Origin of the sequence: Kribbella deserti (assembly GCF_042434725.1) — a bacterium.
Lineage (GTDB): Bacteria > Actinomycetota > Actinomycetes > Propionibacteriales > Kribbellaceae > Kribbella > Kribbella deserti.
In genome coordinates, this window is record NZ_JBHLTC010000030.1 from 242623 (window position 1) to 265725 (window position 23103).

Here is a 23103-nt window from a genome sequence, read left to right on the forward strand (position 1 = left end):
ACACGAAGGAACTGATGAGCGAGACCGGCACCACGCCCGAGGACCTCGGAGCCCTGGCCGAGCGGGCCGCCGCGGGCGACAAGGCGGCTATGGACGACCTGTTGCGGGCGATCCGGCCGAGGGTGCTGCGCATCTGCAAGAGCGTGCTGCCGTACAGCGCCGACGCCGAGGATGCGGCCCAGGAGGCGATGCTCAACGTCGCCACCAAGATCCACACCTACTCCGGCCGGAGCAGCTTCAGCACCTGGATGCACTCGGTCGCGGCCAACTCGGCCCGCTCCACCTACCGCAAGCTCAAGCGCACCGCCCAGGCGGCGCACAGCCCGGAGCAGATGGAGAAGCCGGACCCGCGGACCACCAGCGTGATCGCCGGCACCCGGCTGGACCTGCTGGAGGCCCTGGAGGCGCTCGAGCGCGACCGGCCCCAGATGGTCACGCCGCTGGTGCTGCGCGATGTGTACGGACTGACCTACGAGGAGATCGCGGCCGAGGTCGGCGCACCCCTCGGCACGATCAAGTCCCGCATCCACGACGCCCGCGAGGTAGTCCGCCCCATGCTCCGCCCGAAGGACTGACCCAGCCGCCCTCCGCCCTCCGCCGTACGGCGGGAGGCTGCGGCGGGTGTGGCTGAGGCTGCGGCGTACGGCGGGTGTGGCTGAGGCCTGCGGCGGGCCGGCGCGCCGTCGAGGCTGCGCCGGTCCCGCCGCTGGCTCCGGTCAGATGTTCCAGCTGGCCGGCAGGTCGATCACTCCGGCCGGGAGGCGGTCGGTGCCGAGCGCGAGCGCCATCAGATGCGGGCCGCTCTCGACGTTCGGAAAACTGATGCCGAACGGCTCGGCCGGTTCGAACCCGAACCGCGGGTAGTAGTCCGCGTGCCCGAGCAGTACGACGAACCGATGGCCCTGCCGACGAGCCGCGGCCAGCGCCGTCCGGATGACGGCGCCGCCAACGCCTTGCCCTTGGTAGGCGGGCAACACCGCACAAGGCCCGAGGATCAGCGCCGGCGTCACCCCGATCCGGCACCGGCTGAGCAGCACATGCCCCACCGCCTCACCGGCCTCGGTGGTGGCGATGATGGACAGCCCGGGCCACCAGGCGGAGGAGTCGGCGCGCAACGCGTCGACGATATCCGGCTCATAGGCACGGCCGAACGCCTGCAGATTGACCGCACGAATCGCCGCGATATCGGCGGCGGTCTCAACGCGAGTGTGCCACGAATTGAACAACGGGAATCCCTTTCGAACAAGGGGATTCGGCCCGGGAAACGTCAGGCCGGAATCCGGAAGCTGAGCATGACAACAACAACGGCGAACGCCGTTGGCGCGGTCATCAACTCAGCTCCATTCCCTAGTCGATCCGGGTAGTTGCCTCCAACCCTAGTCCGCTCTGGGCCGCTCCGCTGCTGATTAGCGGACTTCCGGACCGCGGTTGGCCGGCGGTGGTTATCCACAGGGCGGCGATCGGGGGTCGAAAGCGCGGGCCGGTTGTGCTCAGATGGCTGCATGAAGAAGCTCATCAACGACCCAGCCGATGTCGTGAGCGAGTCGCTGCTCGGACTCGAGGCCGCGCATCCGGACCACGTTCGCGTCGACCATCCGAATCGCATCGTGCTGCGCCGGGAGCCTCCGCGCCCAGGCAAGGTCGGGCTGGTGTCGGGCGGTGGGTCCGGGCACGAGCCGATGCACGGCGGCTTTGTCGGCCTAGGCATGCTGGATGCCGCCTGCGCCGGTGAGGTGTTCACCTCGCCCGTGCCGGATCAGATGATGGCCGCGACCAAGGCGGTGGACGCCGGCGCCGGTGTGCTGCACATCGTGAAGAACTACACCGGCGACGTGATGAACTTCGAGATGGCCGCCGAGCTGGCCGCCGCCGAGACCGGCACCGAGGTCGTCTCGATCGTGACCAACGACGACGTCGCGGTGCAGGACAGCCTCTACACGGCAGGCCGTCGCGGGGTCGGCGTGACCGTGCTGCTGGAGAAGATCGTCGGCGCCGCGGCCGAGGAGGGCCGCTCGCTGACCGAGGTGGCCGACCTGGCCCGGCGGGTGAACGACAACGGCCGCAGTATGGGCATGGCGCTGACCTCCTGCACCGTGCCGGCCGCGGGCAAACCGACGTTCGAGCTCGCGGAGACCGAGATGGAGCTCGGCGTCGGCATTCACGGCGAGCCCGGGCGGCAGCGGCTGCCACTGGCCTCCGCGAAGGAGGTCGCGGCGATGCTGGTCGATCCCGTGCTCACCGATCTGCCGTTCGGCGTCGGCGACTCGGTGATCGCCTTCGTCAACGGCATGGGTGGCACTCCGCTGATCGAGCTCTACCTGATGTACAACGAGATTCACCAGCTGCTCGACCGCGCCGGGGTCTCCGTCGCGCGGTCGCTGGTCGGCAACTACATCACCTCGCTGGAGATGGCGGGCTGCTCGATCACCCTGCTCAAACTTGACGACGAGCTGGTCCGGCTCTGGGATGCGCCGGTCAATACGCCGGGTCTGCGCTGGGGTGTCTGATGGCCGGCGTCGAGACCTTCGCCGCCTGGTTACGTGACTACGCCGGCGTCATCAAGGAGAACGCGGCCTATCTGACCGAGCTCGACTCGGCCATCGGCGACGCCGATCACGGCAGCAACATGGACCGGGGCATGCAGGCCGTGGTCGAGCTGCTCGACGCCGGGCAGTTCGAAACACCCGGCGAGTTGCTGAAAAAGGCCGGTATGACGCTGGTGAGTAAGGTCGGCGGCGCCAGCGGCCCGTTGTATGGCACGTTCCTGCTGCGCTTCGGCACCGCGTTGTCCGGTGAGGTGACGCCCGCCTCGGTCGGCGAGGCGCTGCACGCCGGTGTCGGCGGCATTCTCGCGCGCGGCAAAGCCGAGGTCGGCGACAAGACCATGTACGACGCGTGGGCGCCGGCTTTGGCGGCGTACGACGCGGCCGTCGCGGGTGGCGGCGATCTGGCCTCCGCGCTGAAAGCCGCTGCCGACGCCGCCGCCCAGGGCCGCGACTCCACCACGCCGCTGGTCGCACGCAAGGGCCGCGCGAGCTATCTCGGCGAGCGCAGCGCGGGCCATCAAGATCCAGGCGCGACCAGTTCCACCCTGTTGCTGGAGTCCGCCGCTCGAACCCTCACATGACCGGTCCGATCCCGTCGCCGTCTCGCCGGGTGCTCGCCAGGTGCTCGTCGGGTCGGTGGTCGGCGTGACGGGGTTGGCGGTCGTCCCGTGCTGTCGGGGCGTTGTTGAGGGGGCGACGGCTGGCGTGACGGCGTTGGTGGTCGTCTCGTGCGGCCGGATAGTCGATGGAGAGGTGGACGCGTGATCGGGTTGGTGGTGGTTTCGCATAGCCGGGCGCTGGCGGATGCGGCGGTCGCGTTGGCCGGGGAGATGGTGCCTGCGGCCGATCGGCCCGTGATCGCGGTAGCTGCTGGGCTGGACGAGACCACCTTCGGTACGGATGCGACGGCCGTCGCGGCGGCGATCGAAGCGGCCGACAGTCCGGAGGGCGTGCTCGTACTGCTCGACCTGGGCAGCGCGGTGCTGAGTGCCGAGATGGCGCTGGAGTTCGTCGATCCGGTCTTGGCCGAGCGAGTTGTCATCTCCAGCGCACCGCTGGTGGAAGGCCTTGTCGCGGCGATCGTCATCGCCTCGACCGGCGCCGCACTGCCGGACGTCGCTGCCGAAGCCGCCAACGGTCTGGCCGGCAAACACGAGCACCTCGCCGACGTGCCTGGTTCCGACGTTTCCGCAGGTCAGCAGGGCCCTGGAGCGGCTCCCGGCGAGGCGAAAGGCGGCGGGTCTGGGGGTGGCGTGGTCGGGCCGTCTACCGAGGTCGTGGTGGATATCTCGCATGGGCTGCACGCGAGGCCTGCCGCCAAACTGGTCGGGCTGGTCCGTTCGTTCGACGTCCAGGTGTCCGTGACGAACCTGACCACCGGCAAAGGCCCGGTCGACGCGGGCAGCCTCAGCCGGGTCGCCACCCTCAACGCGCGGCAAGGGCACCACCTCCGCTTCGACGCCAACGGCCCGCAGGCGGCCGACGTACTGGATGCCATCTCGCAGTTGGCCGCCCGGCACTTCGACGAAGGCGCCGCGCCAACCGGAACGGCACCAGCCGAAACCACGCCAAGCCGTACGGCGAATGGCTCGGGCCTCGACCTCGCGATCGGGCCCGCGCTGCTGGCGGCGGCCGAGGTGGACCTCGCGGGCTATGAGCCAGGTGAGGCCGACGACGAGCGGGAGCGTTCGCAACGGGCCCGGGGGAAAGCGGCCGAGGACCTTCGTGACCTGCGAAAACGTACCGCGGAGCTGGTCGGACCGGCTGAGGCCTCGATCTTCGACGCGCATCTCGCTCTGCTCGACGACGAGGCCGTCCTGGCGGAAGTCGCCCAGGCGATCACGGCCGGAGCCTCCGCCCCGGAGGCCTGGCGAGCGACGTACGACGAGCTCGCGAAGGTCTTCGCCGAACTGGAGGACGCCTACCAACGCGAACGCGCTCAGGATGTCCGAAGCGTGCGCGACCGCATCCTGTCCAACCTCGCCAATCCCGGCGTGACCACGGCCGAGCCGGACCCGGGCGGCGATACGGACGCCCACATCCTGGTCGTGCCGGAGCTGGACGCGGGCACGGCCGCCTCGATCGACGCGCAGCGCGTGGCGGGTATCGCCGTCCGCGCCGCCGGGATGACCGGTCACGGGGTGATCGTTGCCCGGTCGCGCGGAATTCCGCTGATCGCCGGGATCGGCGTGATCGGGATCACCCCTGGCGCGCTGGTCGCGTTCGACGCACGCGAGGGCACGTTCCTGGTCGAGCCTGACGCGTCCACCCGCGAGGCCTTCACGGCGACGATCAAGGCCCGCGTGGCCGAGCGCGAGACCGCTCTGGCCGAGGCCGATCGCCCCGCGGTCAGCCGCGACGGCCAGACCGTGCACGTGATGGCGAACGTGGGCTCTGTCGAGGACGCCCGGACCGCCTTCGGCGCGGACGGCTCCGGCCTGATCCGTACCGAGGTGCTCTTCGGCGATCGCCGCGAGGCGCCGGGCGTCGACGAGCAGGTCGCGGCGTACGGCGAGATCGCGAAGGCCCTCGGCGGCCGGCCCATCACCATCCGCACGTGGGATGTCGGCGGCGACAAGCCCCTCGCGTTCCTGCCCCTGCCGGCCGAGGCGAACCCGTTCCTCGGCGAGCGGGGGCTGCGGGTGTTCCGCGATCGGCCCGAGCTGTTCCGCGATCAGCTGCGGGCGGTTCGTGAGATCGCCGGTGAGACTCCTACCCGGGTCATGTTCCCGATGGTCACCACGCTCGACGAGGTCAGGTGGGCCGTTGCGGAACTGGACGCCCTCGGGCCGCGGCCGGATGGGCTGGGCGTCGGCATCATGGTCGAGGTGCCTGCCGCCGCGCTGCGAATCGCCTCGCTCGCGGCCGGGCTGGATTTTGTCAGTATCGGCACGAACGACCTCACGCAGTACACCACCGCGGCCGATCGCGGCAACGGTGCCGTCGCTCAGCTGGCCGACGGACTGGACCCGGCGGTGCTGCGGCTGATCGACCACGTCGTGCGGAACGTGCCCGCAGGTGTGGCGGTCGCGGTCTGCGGCGACCTGGCGAGCGATCCGGCCGCCGCCGTACTGCTGGCCGCCCTGGGGGTTCGCGAGCTGAGCGCGATCGGCCCGCAGATCCCGGCGGTCAAGGCGCGCCTCCGGCAAAGCGATCTGACCACGATCAACACCGCGGAAGTGCTCAGCCAGCCGAGCTCCGCGGCGGTGCGGGCCTTCTCAGCCGGTTGGTGATTCGAACTTCGCGCAATCGGACACCGGCGCGAGCACGTGGTGCGTGCCGAGCTCCGACCGGTACTTGATGCCGCGCGACTCGTACTCGATCTCGAACCCGTTGGTCCGTCCCGGCGCCTCGAGATCCGATCTAAGGGCGTGCACCAGCACACTCCACCTCGTCCGCGGCGACTTCGCCTGCGGGGGAATGACCGCGCCGTTCAACTGCCGGCGCTGCTTCCACCCGTCGCCCAGCTCCGCCATCCGGTTGGTCGTCAAGGGCCAGCCGATTGAGCTACTCAAGCCGAGCGAGTCCTTGCTCAGCGGCACCAGCAAGGCCTCGGCGATGGAGAGATTCTCAGCGTCGACGGGGTAGATCCCGGTGAGGGTCACGTCGGCGTCGCCGGTGTTCTCCAGAACCAACATGCCTAGCGCGGCATCGGGCTCCCGATCGGCCGGAAGGCACAGCAGATCGCCGGCGCCATTGCCCAACGGGCCGCCAAGGTGTCGTGGCAGATAGATCCAGGCGACGAACAACAGCCCGATGGCCGCCATCGCCGCAGCCGCGATCCGCACTCGCTTGCCCATCTGATCCCCCGACCGCCGAATGTACCCGAAGGCTAACGGAAGGTGAGGGCGATACGGCACGATTCGCAGGAAGCTGCAACTCTGGCGGCAGCGGTCGCCAACAGGCCTGTGGACAAAATGTGCACACTCTCAGGCTCAGAGCCTGTGGATAACTTCGCGTTTTTTTGAGTTATCCACAGGATTTCCCCAAGTAGTCCACACTTGTGCCCCGCCAGCCGGGCACCCGGAGCCAGCTAGGCGCGGCCGTAGTACAGCAGCTCGACGATGTTGTAGCCGGAGGTCCGGGTCGACTTGGCGGGCAGCTCGTACGTCTCCCCGGCCTCGAGGTAGCGCACGCCCGCGGTGGCCTCGGTCTCCAGATCGAGGTCGACCACCAGGGACGGCGTGGCGCCGGTCACCCAGGTGTACGACGCGTCCGGCTCGGGGATCACGTGGCGCACCCGCACGTCGTCCTCCTCCAAAACCACCCGGACCGGCACCCCGGATCCACTCGATGCGGTGAGGGCGCCTGCCGCGTCGCCATCCCGGACCTGCGGTTCGCCGCTGGCCTCTTCGCCCAGGTCGAGCACCTCGATCAAGCGATTCCGGTACGGCGCGTCCCCGTCGTTCGTGAGCATGTGAACGGGCGAAACCGGCCGATAGACCGAACCGCCAACCGTCTCGCTCAACTGCCGCGCCGGACTGCCGTCGAGCCAGTCCATGTGGCACGGCGACGTGCTCAGGCACAGCACGACGTACGGGTTGTGGTGCAGGTGCCAGCCCTGGGCCTCACCCGGATCGAGTGCGACCTCCCAGACCCGGACCCGGGTGTTCTCGAACACCACCCGGGTGCCGATCTCACCCAGCACCACCTTCGTGCCGTCGGGTGCCTCCACCGTGGTGCCTGCGGTCATCGGGACTCCTCCAAAGAATCGGGCCGTACAAGACAGTCAGGTCCAGCAACAGAATCGGGTCCTGCAACGGAATCAGGCCCTGCAACAGCGTCGGGCGATACGCCGGAAGCACGCCGTACGTCGGGACTGGCCACGTCGACCGGGCGTTCCATCGCGACGCCGCCCAGAACGACACCATCGGGCATCGGCAGTTCGGCCGGTTCGACCTCGGTGAAGCCGAACGACTTGTACAGCGGTACGCCGGGCAGCGTGGCCATCAACGCGAGCTGGGTGAATCCCTCGGCCCGGGCCGCGTCCACGCACGCGGTGAGAATGGCCCGGCCGAGGCCTCGCCGGGTCCAGTCGGCGCGCACGAACATGGCCCGGATCCGCGCCGGCTCGGTCGCCGGATCCAGCAGCCGGGAGTTGTCGCCCGCGGTCGTACCGTTGAACAACTTGTTCCGACGGCTCCACCCGCCACAGGCCACAACCTCGCCGTCGGCCTCGTGAACGTAGTAGGTCCCGTCATCGATCAGAGCGCGGTCCAGCGCCGCGATGTACCGCGAGGCGCTGGCTGTCTGTCGCTCGTCGTAGTACGCCGGGAACAGTTCGAGGGTCGAGATCCGCATCAACTCCGCGATGGCCTCCGCATCCGCGGGAGTGGCGAGTCGCTGGACAGGCTGTGAGATCGGCACCCGCCCAGATTACGAGGCCCACCGACGTGGCACGCCTGTGGGCAATGATGGCGGCTCACCCCTGGGAACCACCCGAATGGAAGTGCCCTGATTGTTGCTGCCGTGAAATGCCCGGCCGGGTTGCCGGACATGTGTGGGGTATGAACCAGTCACCGTCCAGATCACCACTTGCCGCGGTGAGAAGCGCTGATCCACCAGACGAACGCCGAACGCGCTTCGAGCAGCTCTACGCGGCCAACCACGACCCGGTCCTGACCTACCTGCTCCGGCGCACCTCGAGCCGGGACGACGCGGCCGACGTACTGGCCGAAACGTTCCTGACGGCCTGGCGGCGGTTGGACGACGTACCGGAAGACGAGCAGGCGAGGCCCTGGCTGTACGGCGTGGCCCGCCGTTCGCTCGCCAACCACCGCCGCGGCGAAGGCCGTCGTACGGCGCTGGCGGACCGCCTTCGTGGCGAGCTGGCCAAAGCCGGTGCGTTGACGCCGGATCGCGCCATCTCCTCGACGGCGGCGGAGGCATTCGAGGAACTGCCCGAGCGGGATCGCGAACTGCTCGCGCTTGTCGCCTGGGAAGGGCTCGACACGGCCGAGGTCGCCGTGGTCCTGGGCTGTTCGCGCAACGCCGTACGCATTCGGTTGCACCGCGCCAGAGCCCGCTTCGAACGTCTGCTCCACGCCCGCACCAATCAGCAGCAACGACGCGCCGAAGGGTTCACCCCGGCGATGAAGGAGGTCTCGAGATGAGCACCACGAACCAGCGGCTACGCGAACTCAACCCTGTCTCCGACGGCGAACTGGCCGGACGGATCAGCCCGCAGGCGCACGACGAACTCGTTGGCGCCATCATGCGGACCGGCTCCCCCGAGCGGTCAGGCGTCAGCTTGTTCAAGCGCCCGGTCGTACGACGGGTGGTGCCGGCCCTGGCCGCGGCCGGGCTGGCGGCGGCCTTCACGATCATCCCGATCGGCGGCGGCAGCACCGAGGCCGCGGCGTTGTCGTTCAGTCGCAGTGGCGAGTACCTGATCGTGCGAGTGATCGACCCGTACGCGGACACCGCCAAGTACAACGCCGAGTTCAAGAAGCAGGGGCTCGACGTGCAGATGACCACCTCCGCGGCCTCACCGTCGTCGGTCGGCCAGCTGGGTTCCATCCGCTCGACCAGTTTTCCGCCTGGGAAGACGCAGCTCACCAACGAGGAATCGCCTCTGTACAAGGTCAAGTTCACCTCGGAGCCGGAGCTCTGCAATCCCTACTTCACCGACCCTTGCCAGACGGTGATCAAGATTCCGCTGGACTTCAAGGCGAATCTGCAGCTGGAGTTCGGCCGGAAGGCCAAACCCGGTGAGGCCTATGACATGCCCGGCTCACTCGAGGGCATCGGCGAACCGCTGCACGGCCTGCAGTGGCGCAACAAGACCGTTGCCGAGGTTCGGGCCCTGCTCGCCTCGCGGAACACGGTCATCGCAGGCTTCTATCCGCGCAAGGCCCAGGCCGGTGTCGACGAGCACCACGCGCCGGACGACTGGCTGGTTGCCGACGGACGCACCCAGAAGCTCGGCGAGGCACATCTGGACGTCTACCCGCGCGGTACTCAGCCCTGACCAGCGGCTCAGCCAACGCACTCCGGTCACAGGCAGCAGGTTAGCGGCGATCGGCCGGCCAACCAGGTGGATGGCCGGCCGACGTCTCTAGCCGCGCGGGGCGTACATGATCAGCCCGACGCCGAGCAGGCAGACGGCCGCGCCGGCGAGGTCCCAGCGGTCCGGGCGGAATCCGTCGACCAGCACGCCCCACGCAAGAGAACCCGCCACGAAGATGCCGCCGTACGCCGCGAGAATGCGGCCGAAGTTCGGATCAGGCTGCAGGGTGGCGACGAATCCGTAGGCGCCAAGCGCGATCACCCCGCCAAGGACCCAGAGCAAGCCGCGCTGTTCGCGTACGCCCTGCCAAACGAGCCAGGCGCCACCGATCTCGGCCAAGGCCGCGACCACGAACAAGCCGATCGAGCGCAAGGTCATACCCGCACGCTACGGCCCTCATACGCCGCCCGTGCCCCCAGCTGTGGGTCAGCGGGGTTTGGGTAGGAGGTGGCGGCGGCTGCGGCGGGAGGCCCAGCGGGCGGAGAGCAGGATCCAGATCAGGGCCGGCAGGATGAAGATGGCGGCGCCGATCTCGCGGCCGAGGGCGAGTAGGACCAGGCCGATCAGCAGGAACGGGCCGGAGAGGCTGCCGACGGCGATTCCGACGGCCCAGGGCCAGCGGGCTGGTTTGTCCCGCTCGCGGCGATAGAGGTCCGGCATCGGCAGGCCCTGGAAGACGGCCGGGATATCACCGTGCACGGCGGCCCGGCCTAGCTGGTCGTGGCGCTCTTCCCACTCGTCGCGCTGCAACCGGCCAAGAGCGTACTGCTCGGCGAGGTGTTCGACGCAGGTCTCCCGCTCGGCGTCGGTCAGGCGGATCGCCCGCATGCGCCGCTGCTCGGCGATGACCCGGGCCTCGCGTCCGGTGGCCGCCGCCTTGCCGGCCAGATCCGCGACCACCTTGGCGGGCGGCATGGGCCGGTCGGGTACGGCTGGACCTGATCGCGCGGACTTCTTCTTGTCCCCCATCCCCACCTCTCCTTCGCCTCCCGAACAGTCTGCCAGGTCGCACCAGCCCGATCCCGCCCTCAGCCATCCGAGACCGCCCTGCAGCTGCCAGAGCAGCTGGCCCCGAGCTTCCAGCTACGAGAACGGCCCGGCTCCCCTGAGGGGAACCGGGCCGTAAGTCGCTCGGATCAGGCGAAAGCCGCCGGGAGGGTGGCCGACCAGGTCTCGCGCAGCTGGGTGAGCGGCAGCGAGAAGTGGTCCTGCAGGTCCAGCGAATCGCCCGTGACGACGCCGATCTTGGCGTGCGGGAAACGGCGAGCGGTGCACATGTCGGTGAAGCGGACCTCTTCGGTACGCGGTACCGCGACGACCGCGCGACCGGCCGACTCCGCGAACAGGAAGAGGAACGTGTCCAGCCCGTCCGGCGCCCAGACCCGGGCGCCGACGCCACCGCGCAGCGCGGACTCGACCAGCACCTGGGCGACACCGCCGTCGCTGACATCGTGCGCCGCGTCGATCAGACCGTCGCGCGAAGCGTTGATCAGGATGTCGGCCAGCTGCTGCTCGACCTTGAGGTCCACCTTCGGCGGCAGACCACCGAGGTGACCGTGGACGACGTTGGCCCACTCCGAGCCCGAAAGCTCCTCGCGGGTCTCGCCGAGCAGGTACAGCTGGTGGCCCTCCATCTCGGCGGTGAAACCGATCGGAGTCCGCCGGGTGACGTCGTCGATGACGCCGATCACGCCGACCACGGGCGTCGGCAGAATCGGGGTGTCACCCGTCTGGTTGTAGAACGACACGTTGCCGCCGGTGACGGGAATGCCGAGCTCGGTGCAGCCGTCGACCAGACCGCGAATGGCCTCGGTGAACTGCCACATCACGCCCGGGTCCTCCGGCGAACCGAAGTTCAGGCAGTCGGTCACCGCGGCCGGGCGCGCGCCGGTGGTGGCGACGTTGCGGTATGCCTCTGCAAGCGCAGCGAGTGCACCCGTATATGGGTCGAGCTTCGCGAACCGGCCGTTGCAGTCGGTCGAGACCGCGACACCGAGGCCGGTGGTCTCGTCGACCCGGATCATGCCGCTGTCCTCGGGCTGGGCCAGCACCGAGTTGCCGAGCACGTAGCGGTCGTACTGGTCGGTGACCCAGGACTTGTCGCACAGATTCGGCGAGGCGATCAGCTGCAGCAGGGTGTCCCGCAGCTCCTCCGAGGTTGTTGCACGCGGCAACTTCTCGGCGCCGTCGGCCTGCAGGGCGTCCTGCCAGTCGGGCCGCGCGAACGGCCGGTTGTAGACCGGGCCCTCGTGCGCGACAGTGCCCGGCGGTACGTCGACGACGCGTTCGCCGTGCCAGTCGATCTGCAGCAGCCCGGTGTCGGTGACCTCGCCGATCACGTCGGCCTGCACGTCCCACTTCTCACAGATCTTCAGGAACTTCTCGACATTGGCCGGGGTCACGACCGCCATCATGCGTTCCTGCGACTCGCTCATCAGGATCTCTTCGGGCGCTAACGAGGCGTCCCGCAGCGGCACCTTGTCGAGATCGACGTGCATGCCACCATCACCGGCGCTGGCCAGCTCCGAGGTCGCGCAGGACAGTCCGGCACCGCCGAGGTCCTGGATGCCCTCGACAACACCCGCGGCGAACAGCTCGAGCGTGCACTCGATCAGCAGCTTCTCCATGAACGGGTCACCAACCTGCACCGCGGGGCGCTTGGTCGGACCACCGTCGGCGAAGGTCTCGCTGGCCAGTACGGAGACGCCGCCGATTCCGTCGCCACCGGTCTTCGCGCCGTACAGGATGATCTGGTTGCCGACGCCGGTCGCGTTGGCCAGGTGCAGGTCCTCGTGCCGCATCACGCCGACGCAGAGCGCGTTCACCAGCGGATTACCGATGTAGGTCGCGTCGAAGACGACCTCACCACCGATGTTCGGCAGGCCGAGGCTGTTGCCGTAGCCGCCGACGCCGGACACGATGCCGGGCAGGACGCGCTTGGTGTCCGGGGCGTCCAGCGGGCCGAACCGCAGCGGGTCCATCACCGCGACCGGGCGCGCGCCCATCGCCAGGATGTCGCGCACGATGCCGCCGACGCCGGTCGCCGCACCCTGGTACGGCTCGACGTACGACGGGTGGTTGTGCGACTCGACCTTGAAGGTGACGGCGTAGCCCTCGCCGATGTCGATCACGCCCGCGTTCTCACCGATACCGGCGAGCATCTTGCCGGCCGGCGTCTCCTGCGGGATCTCGCCGAACTTCTTCAGGTGCACCTTGGAGGACTTGTACGAGCAGTGCTCGCTCCACATCACCGAGTACATCGCCAGCTCACAGCTGGTCGGCCGCCGGTCCAGGATGTCGCGGATGCGCTGGTACTCGTCCGGCTTCAGCCCGAGCTCGGCCCACGGCTGCTCGACGTCCGGCGTACTGGTCGCATTGCTGACGGTGTCGGTACTCACGGGGCAGTGTCCTTCACTATTTCATTGCCATTGGCAACTAGATGGGCTACAGCGAGGGGAAGGGCGAAACCGATCATGATCGCCGGTACGGTGACGCCGGCGTCGTTCAGGACCATGCCGACGAAACCGCAGACGGCCAGGGCCAGCAGGGTCGGACGGGCCAGCGGGTCGTTCGCGACGTACGCCCGGAACGTTGCCGAGGGCACCTTCTGCGGCGCCAGGCACGCGACCAGCGCGAGTACGACGGCCAGCAGCATGATCCAGCCGCCGACGGTGTGCAGTGGCCCGAGCGCCATCCGGATCTTCCGGGCGAACACGTCACCGGTGTCCCCGTCGAGCAGACGGGCCACGAACGAGCCGAAGTGGCTGCGTTCGGCGGCCGGGCGGGCGTAGTCGGCCAGCGCGAAGGCGGCCACCGCGACGAACCCGGTCAGACCGAGACCGATGAGCGCCCTGAACGAGATGCTGCCGCGCCAGGTGATCCAGCTCAGCAACAACACGGCCGGGGTCAACGCGATCACCCCGCCGAAGTCGGCGCCCCAGGCCGGAACGCCTTCGACGATGATCGCGAGGCCTCCAATGGCGAGTACCGCGGCGGCAGCCTGCGCGCGGCTCTTCGCCAGCAAACGCCGGGCGGCCGCGTAAGCGAGGACGAGCGTGGCCACCGCGAAAGCGGCGAAGGTCGAGTTACCGAAGCCGTAGTACCGGCCGCCGATGACCGGGCCGTCGGCGAACATGCTGCCGACCTGCATCGGCGTACCGAGCAGGCCGTCGATGACCAGCGTGACGTACGCCGCGATGGCCAGGCCGAGGGCGAGGTTGCGCCGGAGCGCGGCGTAGCTCAAGGCGGCCAGCCCGATGGAGATACCGATCACGGCGACGTACAGGGCGAGCCCGGCCTCGGGGAATCGCCACCAGTTGGTGAGGGTCGCGAGAAAGACGGCGGAGAAGAACCCGCACTGGGCGAGCAACGCGCCGACCAGCACCGGGCGCGAGCGCCGCGACGGGCGGAGACGGTGCCAGGCGATCGCGGCGAGTTGCAGCAGCACCAGGGAGATACCGACCAGGCCGAGGATCTTCCGGGGCTGCGCGAATCGCTGGTTGGTGTCGAGCCGGTCCTCGATCACCGCGGCGGCGTCCGTATGCCGATCGCCGGTCACCTCCAGCACGCCGCCGTCCTGCGGGTCCTTGAGGCTGACCGTGCTGAGCAGGGTGGCGGTCACGTCGGCGAGCTGGATCAGCCCGGGTCGCCGGGTGGAACCGCTCGTCAGCCAGCGGGGTTCACCTCCGGCCGGGATTCGCATCGCGACCTGGGTTTCGCGGTGTGCGCCGGACTGCTCCTCGGCGACACCGATCAGCAGCACCCGCGCGCCGGCCGCCTTGAGCTGGCCGACCAGTACGGCGAGCTTCGCGCGGGCCTCGTCGCGGCCTTCGCGCAGCGGCATGATCCCGGCGTCGATGATGGCCGTCTGGCAGTTCGCCAGGTCGGCCGGTACGAAGGTGGGCTTCCAGTTCTCGACCTGGCCCAAGCTGTCGGCAACGGCCAGGGCCGCGCCGGGACCGAAGCCGCACGGGCTGCCGTAGGTGCCGAGTTTGCCGAGCTGTGCGCTGGAGCTGTGCGTGATCTGGGTGTCGACGTACTGCTGCCAGCCGGGGATCTTGCCGTCCACCGGCGTCGGCAGCTCGGGACAGCTCTCGCCGGCGATCGTGCCCCACGCGCGTGTGCCCGAACTGATGGTGAGCCAGCCGTCGAGCGGACAGGTCTGCTGGGTGGACGACTTCACCGAGATCGACGCCACGTCCGCCTCGCTGACCAGCGCGGTCAGCTCCGGCGAGGCCTGCACATCCGACCACCGCAGACCCGCTACACCGACCACTACCTGCTTCGACAAGTCATCAGCTGCGGAAGCGGTCGCGGTTTGCGGAAGAGCGCAGACCAGAACGCCGAGCACCAGTGCCCAAAGGAACGGGCGCCGGTGGCTCAGGCGCGGGGGCTTGGTCATCAGGAGGCGACGACTGCCTTCAGCACCGAGGTGAAGAAGGCCAGACCGTCCGTACCCGGACCGGTCAGCGGCTCGATCGCGTGCTCCGGGTGCGGCATCAGACCGACCACGTTGCCGCGCTCGTTGGCGATACCGGCGATGTCGCGGTACGAGCCGTTCGGGTTGTCACCGACGTAGCGCGCCAGCACCAGGCCTTCGCCCTCGAGCCGGTCCAGGGTCGGCTCGTCGGCGACAAAGCCGCCGTCCTGGTTCTTCAGCACGATGGTGATCTCCTGGCCGGCGTCGTAGCCGGTGGTCCAGGCGGTGCGGTTGTTCTCGATCCGCAGGACCTGGTCCTTGCAGACGAACTTGCGGTGGTTGTTCTTGATCAGGGCGCCGGGCAGCAGGTGCGACTCGCAGAGCACCTGGAAGCCGTTGCAGATACCGAGCACGGGCAGACCCTGACCGGCTTTGGCGATGATCGTCTCCATCACCGGCGCGAAGCGCGAGATCGCGCCGGCGCGCAGGTAGTCGCCGTACGAGAAGCCGCCGGGCAGGACCACCGCGTCGACACCGTGCAGATCGGCGTCCGCGTGCCACAGCGCGACGGCCTCGCCACCGGCCAGCGTGACCGCGCGGCGGGCGTCGGCATCGTCGAGCGAGCCCGGGAAGGTGACAACGCCGATCTTCATCGGTCGGCCTCGACGTGCACCTCGAAGTCCTCGATCACGGGGTTGGCGAGCAGCGTCTCCGCCGCCTTCCGGATCTCGGCCACCTTCTCTTCGGTGGCCTCCCCGTCAAGGGTGATCTCGAACCGCTTGCCCTGGCGGACATCGGCGACACCATCGAAGCCGAGCCGGCCGAACGCGCCGTGCACCGCCTTGCCCTGGGGGTCGAGGATCTCTGATTTGAGCATGACGTCGACGACAACGCGGGCCACTGACTACTCCTGGGTTCGACCGCTGACACGAACAGACACGCCGAATCCTACCGATCTCCCTCTACCACCCCCACATCGGTCCAGTCCAGGCCCCCAGCCGCAGCCGGGCCGACGCACCAGCCGTGGCCGGGTCACCAGAGATCGGCCGTGGGCGGGCCCGTAGAAGCACCCGCCCACGTTCCGACGTCTCCGTTCGGCTGACGGAGACGATCAGGCGCAAGCGGGGATGCTGTTCCAGTCCGGTACCGGGCCCTTGTGCGCGCTGGGGCCGGTCGGACCGGTGGTCCAGCCTGACTCCCCCACCTCTCCCCAGGCGCCGCCGTAGCCGTACCAAGCGCGGGCTCTCCGACGCCCGCAGCGAGGTCGTATGGCCGCACCCTTCCGGTGCTGTTGTAGACCGCGCCACCGTGCGCGCAGGCCGGCGAGCCGCCCTTGCCCTGATGCGAGTAGCCACCACTGCCAAGGGCTGCCTGCGACACGGTGCCGCGGGCAGCCAGATCGTCATCGTTGCAGAACGAGTCATGCGCCCAGGTCAGGGTGGAGTTCGCAATGAAGCTCTCCGCCGACATCGGCAGGTAGCTCTCACCGCCCGCGAGGTGGACCAGAGGTGCAAACTGGACCCATTACGGTGTTGCCGCTTCAGCCTTCTCGGCTGTCGGCGAAAGGGCCGCTGTGGCGGCCAGTGTGCCTGCGATCGCCAGGGCGGCGAGGGTACGCCGGCGCTTGGTCATGAAGGCGTTCATCTTGGGCTCCTAGGCGCAGGCGGGGATGTTGTTCCAGTTGGGCTCGTGGCCCTTGTAAACGCTCGGGCCGAGCGGACCGGTGCTGTGCCGGTTCGAGCCGACCTCGCCCCAGCCGCCGCCGTAGCCGTACCAAGGGCGTGCGCGGACCGCGTAGCTCGGGACCTCCCACGTCTTCCAGGCGTGGCCCTTGCTGGTCGTATCCACCGCGCCGTACGGCAGCGGCCAGTTGTTCTTGACCTTCCAGTAGCTCGCGTGGGTGCCCTTGGCCGAGTAGATGATCGGGTGCGTGCCCGTGCGCGACACCGAGCGCCACGACAACCAGCAGGTGCTGTTGTGCTTGTAGAACGCCACCCGGTCCGGGACGTTGCTTGCGTTCAGCCGCAGCGAGATCCGCTCCCAGTCGCCCTCGTGGTCGGCGATCCTCGGCGCGGGGCTGTCGTTGTTGCCGTAGAAGAACCAGAACGTCATGTGGGACCGCGCGATGTAGTCCACGTAGATGGGAGAGCGCACGCCCGAACCACCGCGGTGGGCGTTGGCGATCTCGAGGAACATACCCTCGTTCGAGTCACTCGCCAGGTCGAAGGGGCGGACCTTGCCCGCGCTGGTGTAGACCGCACCGCCGTGCCGGCAGCCGGGCGAGCCGCCCTTGCCCTGGTGCTTGTAGCCGCCACTGCGCAAGGTGGCCGGGTTGATACTGCCCGAGCGGACGAGTTGTTCGTCGCTGCAGCCGTCATCGTGGGACCACCTCAGCGCCGCGAGCCGGATGAAGCTCTCCGCGGACATCGGGTAGTTCTTGTCGCCGGAGGCCAGGTAGACCAGTGGCGCGTAGCGAACCCAGTACGGCGTGGCCGCCGTCGTCCGCGCGCCGCCTTCGAGATCTGCCCGCCGGTCGGCCGCGAAGACATTGCCTTCGAGACTGCCCACTTCGCGGCTGCCGTCCAAGCCGTTACGCGGAGCGCCGGCCGCCACCGAGTCGGCCCGCACCCCGGTCCCGGCGGGTACTTCCGCGCCGGTCGCCGTCGCCAGACCGGTCGAACCGGCCACTGCTCCCGCCATCGCCAGCGCGGCAAAAGCCCGCCATCGTCTGCGTGCTGAAATGTTCATCCGAACTCCCTGCGCCTTCATCCCGGAAAACCTTTCCGGTGCTCGTCACACTGATCCGGCGACCAGTCGGCGCGCAGCCTTTCTGCAGCAACGAGCAACGCGATTGCACGAAGTGGCAACCGATCGCGCAGTCCTTCGCCGGATGGCGTTTTAGGGCCACGGACCTTGGACGAGGTAGCGTCTGGGCGACGGACCCGGCTGATTGGAGGCGCAATGGTGGGTACGACGCGCCCGGAGCCGAGTCCGGACAACAACGCGACAGGTGGTCCCGCGGACCAGGCGGCCGCCGGTGCGGTAATGCCGGTGCTGAAGCCTTCGCTGGCGCATATCCCGCTGGATCTGATGCTGGCCGCGCCCAACCGGATCACCTTGGTGCGCACGATCATCGCGATGGCCGTCGCCGCGTGGGCGTTCCACTCGGGCACCTGGCAGTGGCTCGTGGTGGGCTACTTCGTCTACTGGGCGGGCGATTCGCTCGACGGCGAGTGGGCCCGCTTGCGCAAGCAGGAAAGCCTGCTCGGCGCCGTCTTCGACATCGTCTGTGACCGGGCGAGCACGTTGCTGCTGGCCGGGGCGTTCATCGCGACGTATCCCGAGGTGGTCGGCCCGCTCACGGTGTACCTGATCCAGTTCGCCGTACTGGACACGATGTTGTCGTTGGCATTCCTGCTCTGGCCGTCGACGCTCAGCCCGAACTACTTCTACAAGGTCGACAACCCGATCTATCTGTGGAACTGGTCACGCGCCGGCAAGGCCGTGAACACCGCCGGCGTGATCATCACCCTGATTGTGGGCTACCGCTGGGACCTGATGGTGATTCCGTACACCATCGCCGGTCTGATCGTGATCATGAAGGTAGTCTCGCTGATCCGCCTGATCCGCATCCTGACCGGCGCGATCGAGCCGGTCCCGGGCAGCGGCAAGATCTTCAAGCGCTGACCGGTATCGCTCCCTTCGCCGGGTAACCTCGGCCGAATGGGCGACGCGCTGGGGTGGATCTGGGAGCTGTTGCTCTCGATCGGGTTCGGTATCGGCTCGGCCGTCATTCCCGTGCTCAACTCCGAGGCCTACATCGTCGGCGTCGGCGTCTCGCATGCGCTGGATCCGCTCGTTGCCGCGATCGGCGTGGGTGTCGGCCAGGGCCTCGGCAAGGTCGTACTGTTCCTCGCCGTTCGCTATCGCCCGGACTGGGCCGCGAAGCACAAGACCAAGGTCCCGAAGGAGCCCGATCTCACCACCCGGTGGGGCCGGTTCAAGGAGCGCTCGGCCCGCGCCGCGAAAAAGCTGCTCGATCTGATCGGCGACGCGAAGTACGGCGTACCGGTGGTCGCGCTGAGCGCGTTCGCGGGCTTTCCGCCGCTGTACGCCGTCGCGCTGATCGCGGGCGCGAGCCGGATGCGCGTACTGGTCTTCGCCATCACCGTGCTGATCGGCCGGGTCGGCAGATTCGCCCTGCTGGCCCTAGGGGTCTCCGCCTTCTGACCCTGACTCGCCCCCGGTTATCCGGCCCGGTGCCTGATGCAACAAACTTCTTACGGCACAGTTGACCCCATGGCCGACTGGCTTTGGCAGGCGTTACTCGCGACCGGATTCGGTATCGCGTCCGCCGTGATCCCGATTCTGAGCGCCGAGGCGTACATCCTCGGCGCTGGTGTTTCGGGCGCTCTGGACCCGATCACCGCGGCCATCGGTATCTCGTTCGGCCAGACCGTGGGCAAGATCGGCATGTTCCTCGCGGTGCGTTATCGCCCCGACTTCAATGCCCGGCGATCCCAGCGCGAGCCGAAGGGCGTGAACCTCGATACCCGCTGGGGACGGCTCGTGCACTCCTATCGCTCGGCGAGTAAGCGACTGCTCGACGCCCTGAGCGACGCCCGGTACGGATTGCCCGTCACCCTGCTCAGCTCCTTCACCGGCATTCCCCCGCTGTACGCCGTCGCCCTGCTCGCCGGGGCCAGCCGGATGGGCGTGGTCGGCTTCGCCGGCGCGGTCTTTCTCGGCCGCGCCGCCCGCTTCGTACTCATCGCCATCGGCATCGCCGCCTTCTGATCCCCTGCCGGCTCGTACAGCTTGTGTGGGCCGTACGGGTCGTACGGGTTATGCGGGTCGTACGGGTTGTGTGGTGGGCCGGCGGTTCGGGAGCAGGCGGGCGGCTTGGCCGATGAGGGCCAGTACGCCGTCCCGGGTTGTCGCCGCGACCGGATTCGCGACCTGGCCGAGCACGCCCAGCCGGCGCGAGCGGCGAACCAGCTTCGTCGTCGCGGTACGCCTGATCCGGTCGTACGATTCGAGCGCGGCAGGCTGTTCGCCGTACCGCTCGAGTTGCTCCGCGAGCACCCCGGCGTCCTGGATCGCGGCGCACGCGCCTTGGCCCAGGTTCGGGGTCATCGCGTGGGCGGCATCTCCGAGTAGGACCACCCGGCCGGTGACGAAGGGCGGCAGCGGTAGCGCGAGGTCGTACACGTCATTGCGCAGTACCGTCTCGGGCGGCGTCTTCCCGACGAGCGCCGGGATCGGGTCATGCCAGTGCTGGAACAACTCGGTGACGTCCAACTCGGGTTGTACCGGCTTGGCTTGAGCCGGCTTGGCTTGAGCCGGCTTGGCTTGAGCCGGCGCGGTGGCGGTCGCGTACCAGTAGACGCGGCCGTCGACGAGCGGGAGATAGCCGAAGCGGTAACCCCGCCCCCAAGTCTCACCACCGTCGTCCGGGCGGTCGACCTCCGCGACACCCCGGAAGGCGGTGTAGCCCGAGTAGCGCGGGCCGGGATGGCCGGGGTTGAGCGCCGTACGGACGACGCTGCGAAGGCCGTCGGCCGCGACGACCAGGTCCGCCGTGAACTCCTCCCCCGCGCTGCCGATCACCGTCGCGGAGGTCGCGTCCTGCTCGACGCCGACAACCGTTACGCCGGTCCGGATCTGGACGGACGCCGGGAACGTGGCCGTGATCGCCTCATGCAGCCGGGCCCGGTGGACCATCATCGGAGCCTCCATCGCCGTACCGCTGACCCGGATAAGCCACCTGCCGTCGGGCCGGCGCAACCCGCCCTGCACCGCGTCGATCCCGGCGTCGCCGAGTCGCTGCTTGGCGCCGAGGCCGTCGAGAACCTGGAGCGCCTTCGGCCAAACGGAGATGCCCGCGCCGACTTCACCGAGCTCGGGCGCCCGCTCCAGCAGGGTGACTCGCCAACCGCGACGGCTCAGGGCGGCAGCCGCTGTCACGCCACCGATACCGGCTCCGACGACTACCGCTGTTCTCTCACTCATGGACAAAACTCTACATCTGTAGAGGATGGTGAGATAGGGTTCGTGATGTGGCTGACAAAGTGCCCGTGGGGGCGGAACGGCGCGAGGTCATCGCGGACGCCGCGATCCGCCTGGTCGCGACCCGCGGACTCAAAGGACTCACCCATCGCGCGGTGGACGCCGAAGCCGGACTGCCGCCGGGCTCGACGTCGTACTACCTGCGCACGCGCGACGCCCTGCTCGGCGCGTGCCTCAACCGGATGCTCGAACGCGACCTGGCCGGGCGTACCGCCATGCCAAGCGGGATCGGCACGGTCGAGTTGTTGCTCGGCATGGTCCTCGACCTGACGACCCACCGGCGAGAAGACCTGCTCGCGCGGTACGAACTCTCCCTCGAGGCCAACCGTCAGCCCGCCCTCCAGGCCGTTCTCATCGAGGCGGGCACGCGCCTGCGCGCCGGTCTCGCCGAAGTCCTCGCGGCAGACGGCATCCCGAACGCCGAGGAACTCGCCTGGCCGATCGCGGCGATGCTCGACGGCCTCATGTACGACCGCGTAGCCGGCGCCGGCTCCACCATCCCCGCCGCCACCTTCGAATCAACCACCCGCACCACCCTCACCGCCCTCCTGACCACCCTCACCCCCTAGCCCGGCCCCCTCCTACCCGGGCCGGATCCAAACGTGCCCCCTCGTCGGCACGACGAGGTCCCGCCCTCCCTCCCCCCTTGCCACGGTCGGACGCAAAATGCGGTTTCGGTATTTCGCGTCCGACCGTGGCAAGGGGGGAGGGAGGGGGCGGGCGGCTGTGGAGTGGCTAGAGGCGATTGGTCAGGGCTACGAAGGTGAAGTAGGTGACGCCTACGAGCATGCCCAGGTGGCCGAGGGCGGATAGGCCCGCGCCGGCGCCCCAGGCGTCAGCGGCGGTCTCCTCGGAATGGCGGCCGGCGGACGGGAGCCAGCGGGCCAGGAGGAGTAGGCCGAGTACGACGACGATCCACCAGGCGGCGAGGGCGGCGTACACGATGACGTCCCGCAGGGTGACCAGGGCGGTGCTCCAGAGGACCAGCGCGAGTACGCCGAAGAGGGTGTGCAGTTTGACCAGGCCCGACGCGACCCCGGCCACGCCGCTGCTGCGACGACGCTCTGCGCCGCCGCCGAGTCTGACCCGGGTGAGCAATACGACCACTGCCCCGAGGCCGGTCAGCAACCAGGTCACATTCGACCAGTCCACGATCAGCATCTTGCCGTACGTGCCTTAGCGGCAGAATCCCCAAACGTGTTGCGTATCTAACGAGGCCAGACCACTGACACAACGCCTCATCGACGATAGGGGACCTCGGCAACAACCCCTCGCCCGATTAGCCGGCGGTGCTTTTGCGTAACCAGAGCAGGCCGAGCACCGGCAGTACCAGCGGTACGAAACCGTAGCCCTGACCGAAGTGCGACCACACCGTGGCGTCCGGAAAGTCCTCCGGTACGGCGTAACTCAGCGCGCCGACGCCGATCACGCCGGCCAGTTCGATCACGATCGCGGCCAGGGCCACCCGGCGCGAGTCGGAGGTCGATCGGGCCAGCCCGACAGTCGCCGCGCAGTACACGATCGCCGCGAAGGCGGACAGCAGGTAGGCCAGCGGCGCCCGGTCGAAGTCCGTCGCGATCTGTACGCCGGCCCGGGCGGTCGCGGAGGCCGCGAAGATCCCGTAGACCAGGATCAGCGCACGGCCTGGACCACTCCGGGTGGAGGTCATCAGACCGACCAGATCTGCTCGAGCCGCAGTACCAGCACCGGCACGATCAGGCACGCGATCGCCAGGGCGCCCGCTCCCCAGCGGCTCTTCTCGGCAAGCGCCCACAAGGCGCCGAGGGGTAGGACCGCGAGGGTGCCGATCAGGTAGCCGACGAAGATGATGCCGGACACGTCCTGGTCCGTACGGATCAGCTGCACGATGCCGAAGACGAACTGCACCAACAGCGCTACCTCGACCACGCCGAGCAAACCGAGCAGCCACCAGTTGATCCGGCGGTCCAGCGCCGCCAGCACGAGGGCGAAGACGGCCGCGAGCACGGCGAGGATGACGATCGTCATCGAGAGGACATCGTTCATAGCGTCACGGAGCTTAGCCTCTCGTACCCGAGCGA

25 protein-coding genes and 1 pseudogene are annotated in these 23103 nt (G+C 68.8%); 11 read left to right on the forward strand and 15 right to left on the reverse strand.

Going from position 1 to position 23103, the window contains the following annotated elements:
• The first annotated feature begins 14 nt into the window (after window positions 1–14).
• On the forward strand, window positions 15–575 hold the full coding sequence (locus ACFFGN_RS23825) for an RNA polymerase sigma factor (protein ID WP_380051442.1): 561 nt from the start codon (window positions 15–17) through the stop codon (window positions 573–575).
• Between the two features lie 141 nt (window positions 576–716).
• Here the strand turns inward: ACFFGN_RS23825 and ACFFGN_RS23830 are convergent, their stop codons facing one another.
• Window positions 717–1226, reverse strand: coding sequence for a GNAT family N-acetyltransferase (locus tag ACFFGN_RS23830; RefSeq protein ID WP_380051444.1), 510 nt, complete (start codon window positions 1224–1226; stop codon window positions 717–719).
• 276 nt (window positions 1227–1502) lie between these two features.
• Here ACFFGN_RS23830 and dhaK point away from each other — a divergent pair, with 276 nt between their 5' ends.
• The 4 genes and pseudogenes from dhaK to ptsP all read left to right on the forward strand — a co-directional run bounded on the left by dhaK (window position 1503) and on the right by ptsP (window position 5779).
• Complete coding sequence (gene dhaK / locus ACFFGN_RS23835; RefSeq protein ID WP_380051446.1) at window positions 1503–2507, forward strand: dihydroxyacetone kinase subunit DhaK; 1005 nt, start codon at window positions 1503–1505, stop codon at window positions 2505–2507.
• Window positions 2495–3127, forward strand: a complete 633-nt coding sequence (gene dhaL / locus ACFFGN_RS23840; protein ID WP_380051691.1) for a dihydroxyacetone kinase subunit DhaL — start codon at window positions 2495–2497, stop codon at window positions 3125–3127. The genes dhaK and dhaL overlap by 13 nt, the downstream gene beginning before the upstream one ends.
• A 147-nt stretch (window positions 3128–3274) precedes the next feature.
• Window positions 3275–3718 (forward strand): annotated as a pseudogene (gene dhaM, locus ACFFGN_RS23845) (dihydroxyacetone kinase phosphoryl donor subunit DhaM); the annotation flags it as partial.
• Between the two features lie 105 nt (window positions 3719–3823).
• Window positions 3824–5779 carry a phosphoenolpyruvate--protein phosphotransferase gene (gene ptsP, locus ACFFGN_RS23850; protein WP_380051693.1) on the forward strand — a complete coding sequence of 652 codons (1956 nt, stop codon included), beginning with the start codon at window positions 3824–3826 and terminating at the stop codon, window positions 5777–5779.
• On the opposite strand, the gene ACFFGN_RS23855 is transcribed toward ptsP, so the two are convergent.
• The 3 genes from ACFFGN_RS23855 to ACFFGN_RS23865 form a co-directional block, all read right to left on the reverse strand.
• Window positions 5765–6346 (reverse strand): hypothetical protein, encoded by a 582-nt coding sequence (locus tag ACFFGN_RS23855; protein ID WP_380051448.1) that lies wholly within the window; start codon window positions 6344–6346, stop codon window positions 5765–5767. The two genes, ptsP and ACFFGN_RS23855, sit on opposite strands and share 15 nt — an antisense overlap.
• 233 nt (window positions 6347–6579) lie before the next feature.
• Window positions 6580–7239 (reverse strand): cupin domain-containing protein, encoded by a 660-nt coding sequence (locus ACFFGN_RS23860; RefSeq protein ID WP_380051450.1) that lies wholly within the window; start codon window positions 7237–7239, stop codon window positions 6580–6582.
• On the reverse strand, window positions 7236–7913 hold the full coding sequence (locus tag ACFFGN_RS23865) for a GNAT family N-acetyltransferase (RefSeq protein WP_380051452.1): 678 nt from the start codon (window positions 7911–7913) through the stop codon (window positions 7236–7238). Before ACFFGN_RS23865 ends, ACFFGN_RS23860 begins: the two co-directional genes overlap by 4 nt.
• 176 nt (window positions 7914–8089) lie before the next feature.
• Here ACFFGN_RS23865 and ACFFGN_RS23870 point away from each other — a divergent pair, with 176 nt between their 5' ends.
• Together ACFFGN_RS23870 and ACFFGN_RS23875 are read left to right on the forward strand one after the other, a co-directional pair.
• Window positions 8090–8659 (forward strand): RNA polymerase sigma factor, encoded by a 570-nt coding sequence (locus ACFFGN_RS23870; protein ID WP_380051454.1) that lies wholly within the window; start codon window positions 8090–8092, stop codon window positions 8657–8659.
• Window positions 8656–9516 (forward strand): hypothetical protein, encoded by an 861-nt coding sequence (locus tag ACFFGN_RS23875; RefSeq protein ID WP_380051456.1) that lies wholly within the window; start codon window positions 8656–8658, stop codon window positions 9514–9516. The genes ACFFGN_RS23870 and ACFFGN_RS23875 overlap by 4 nt, the downstream gene beginning before the upstream one ends.
• An 87-nt stretch (window positions 9517–9603) precedes the next feature.
• Here ACFFGN_RS23875 and ACFFGN_RS23880 read toward each other — a convergent pair whose 3' ends face one another.
• The 7 genes from ACFFGN_RS23880 to ACFFGN_RS23910 form a co-directional block, all read right to left on the reverse strand.
• Window positions 9604–9933 carry a YnfA family protein gene (locus tag ACFFGN_RS23880; RefSeq protein ID WP_380051458.1) on the reverse strand — a complete coding sequence of 110 codons (330 nt, stop codon included), beginning with the start codon at window positions 9931–9933 and terminating at the stop codon, window positions 9604–9606.
• A gap of 48 nt (window positions 9934–9981) precedes the next feature.
• On the reverse strand, window positions 9982–10524 hold the full coding sequence (locus ACFFGN_RS23885; RefSeq protein ID WP_380051460.1) for a DUF1707 SHOCT-like domain-containing protein: 543 nt from the start codon (window positions 10522–10524) through the stop codon (window positions 9982–9984).
• Between the two features lie 167 nt (window positions 10525–10691).
• Window positions 10692–12953: a phosphoribosylformylglycinamidine synthase subunit PurL gene (purL, locus tag ACFFGN_RS23890; RefSeq protein WP_380051462.1), complete on the reverse strand. Its 2262-nt coding sequence runs from the start codon at window positions 12951–12953 to the stop codon at window positions 10692–10694.
• Entirely contained in the window at window positions 12950–14956 is a 2007-nt protein-coding gene (locus ACFFGN_RS23895) for a hypothetical protein (protein ID WP_380051464.1), read from the reverse strand. The genes purL and ACFFGN_RS23895 overlap by 4 nt, the downstream gene beginning before the upstream one ends.
• Window positions 14956–15627 carry a phosphoribosylformylglycinamidine synthase subunit PurQ gene (gene purQ, locus ACFFGN_RS23900; RefSeq protein WP_380051466.1) on the reverse strand — a complete coding sequence of 224 codons (672 nt, stop codon included), beginning with the start codon at window positions 15625–15627 and terminating at the stop codon, window positions 14956–14958. Before purQ ends, ACFFGN_RS23895 begins: the two co-directional genes overlap by 1 nt.
• On the reverse strand, window positions 15624–15875 hold the full coding sequence (gene purS, locus ACFFGN_RS23905) for a phosphoribosylformylglycinamidine synthase subunit PurS (RefSeq protein WP_380051468.1): 252 nt from the start codon (window positions 15873–15875) through the stop codon (window positions 15624–15626). The genes purQ and purS overlap by 4 nt, the downstream gene beginning before the upstream one ends.
• 752 nt (window positions 15876–16627) lie before the next feature.
• Window positions 16628–17722, reverse strand: coding sequence for a hypothetical protein (locus ACFFGN_RS23910; protein ID WP_380051470.1), 1095 nt, complete (start codon window positions 17720–17722; stop codon window positions 16628–16630).
• 213 nt (window positions 17723–17935) lie between these two features.
• Between ACFFGN_RS23910 and ACFFGN_RS23915 the strand changes: the two genes are divergently transcribed.
• The 3 genes from ACFFGN_RS23915 (at window position 17936) to ACFFGN_RS23925 (ending at window position 19771) form a co-directional block, all read left to right on the forward strand.
• Complete coding sequence (locus tag ACFFGN_RS23915; RefSeq protein WP_380051472.1) at window positions 17936–18661, forward strand: CDP-alcohol phosphatidyltransferase family protein; 726 nt, start codon at window positions 17936–17938, stop codon at window positions 18659–18661.
• A 36-nt stretch (window positions 18662–18697) separates the two neighbouring features.
• Entirely contained in the window at window positions 18698–19204 is a 507-nt protein-coding gene (locus ACFFGN_RS23920; RefSeq protein ID WP_380051474.1) for a hypothetical protein, read from the forward strand.
• A gap of 69 nt (window positions 19205–19273) precedes the next feature.
• The gene (locus ACFFGN_RS23925) at window positions 19274–19771 is read left to right on the forward strand and encodes a hypothetical protein (RefSeq protein ID WP_380051476.1); all 498 of its coding nucleotides are present in this window, start codon (window positions 19274–19276) and stop codon (window positions 19769–19771) included.
• Window positions 19772–19819: 48 nt separating this feature from the next.
• Here the strand turns inward: ACFFGN_RS23925 and ACFFGN_RS23930 are convergent, their stop codons facing one another.
• Window positions 19820–20986 carry an FAD-dependent oxidoreductase gene (locus ACFFGN_RS23930; protein ID WP_380051478.1) on the reverse strand — a complete coding sequence of 389 codons (1167 nt, stop codon included), beginning with the start codon at window positions 20984–20986 and terminating at the stop codon, window positions 19820–19822.
• A gap of 47 nt (window positions 20987–21033) precedes the next feature.
• Here ACFFGN_RS23930 and ACFFGN_RS23935 point away from each other — a divergent pair, with 47 nt between their 5' ends.
• Window positions 21034–21612 carry a TetR/AcrR family transcriptional regulator gene (locus tag ACFFGN_RS23935; protein ID WP_380051480.1) on the forward strand — a complete coding sequence of 193 codons (579 nt, stop codon included), beginning with the start codon at window positions 21034–21036 and terminating at the stop codon, window positions 21610–21612.
• 166 nt (window positions 21613–21778) lie between these two features.
• On the opposite strand, the gene ACFFGN_RS23940 is transcribed toward ACFFGN_RS23935, so the two are convergent.
• From ACFFGN_RS23940 to ACFFGN_RS23950, 3 genes are all read right to left on the reverse strand, one after another.
• Window positions 21779–22195, reverse strand: a complete 417-nt coding sequence (locus ACFFGN_RS23940) for a hypothetical protein (protein ID WP_380051482.1) — start codon at window positions 22193–22195, stop codon at window positions 21779–21781.
• Between the two features lie 127 nt (window positions 22196–22322).
• On the reverse strand, window positions 22323–22712 hold the full coding sequence (locus ACFFGN_RS23945; RefSeq protein WP_380051484.1) for a hypothetical protein: 390 nt from the start codon (window positions 22710–22712) through the stop codon (window positions 22323–22325).
• Window positions 22712–23068 carry a hypothetical protein gene (locus tag ACFFGN_RS23950; RefSeq protein WP_380051486.1) on the reverse strand — a complete coding sequence of 119 codons (357 nt, stop codon included), beginning with the start codon at window positions 23066–23068 and terminating at the stop codon, window positions 22712–22714. Before ACFFGN_RS23950 ends, ACFFGN_RS23945 begins: the two co-directional genes overlap by 1 nt.
• Between the last annotated feature and the right edge of the window lie 35 nt (window positions 23069–23103).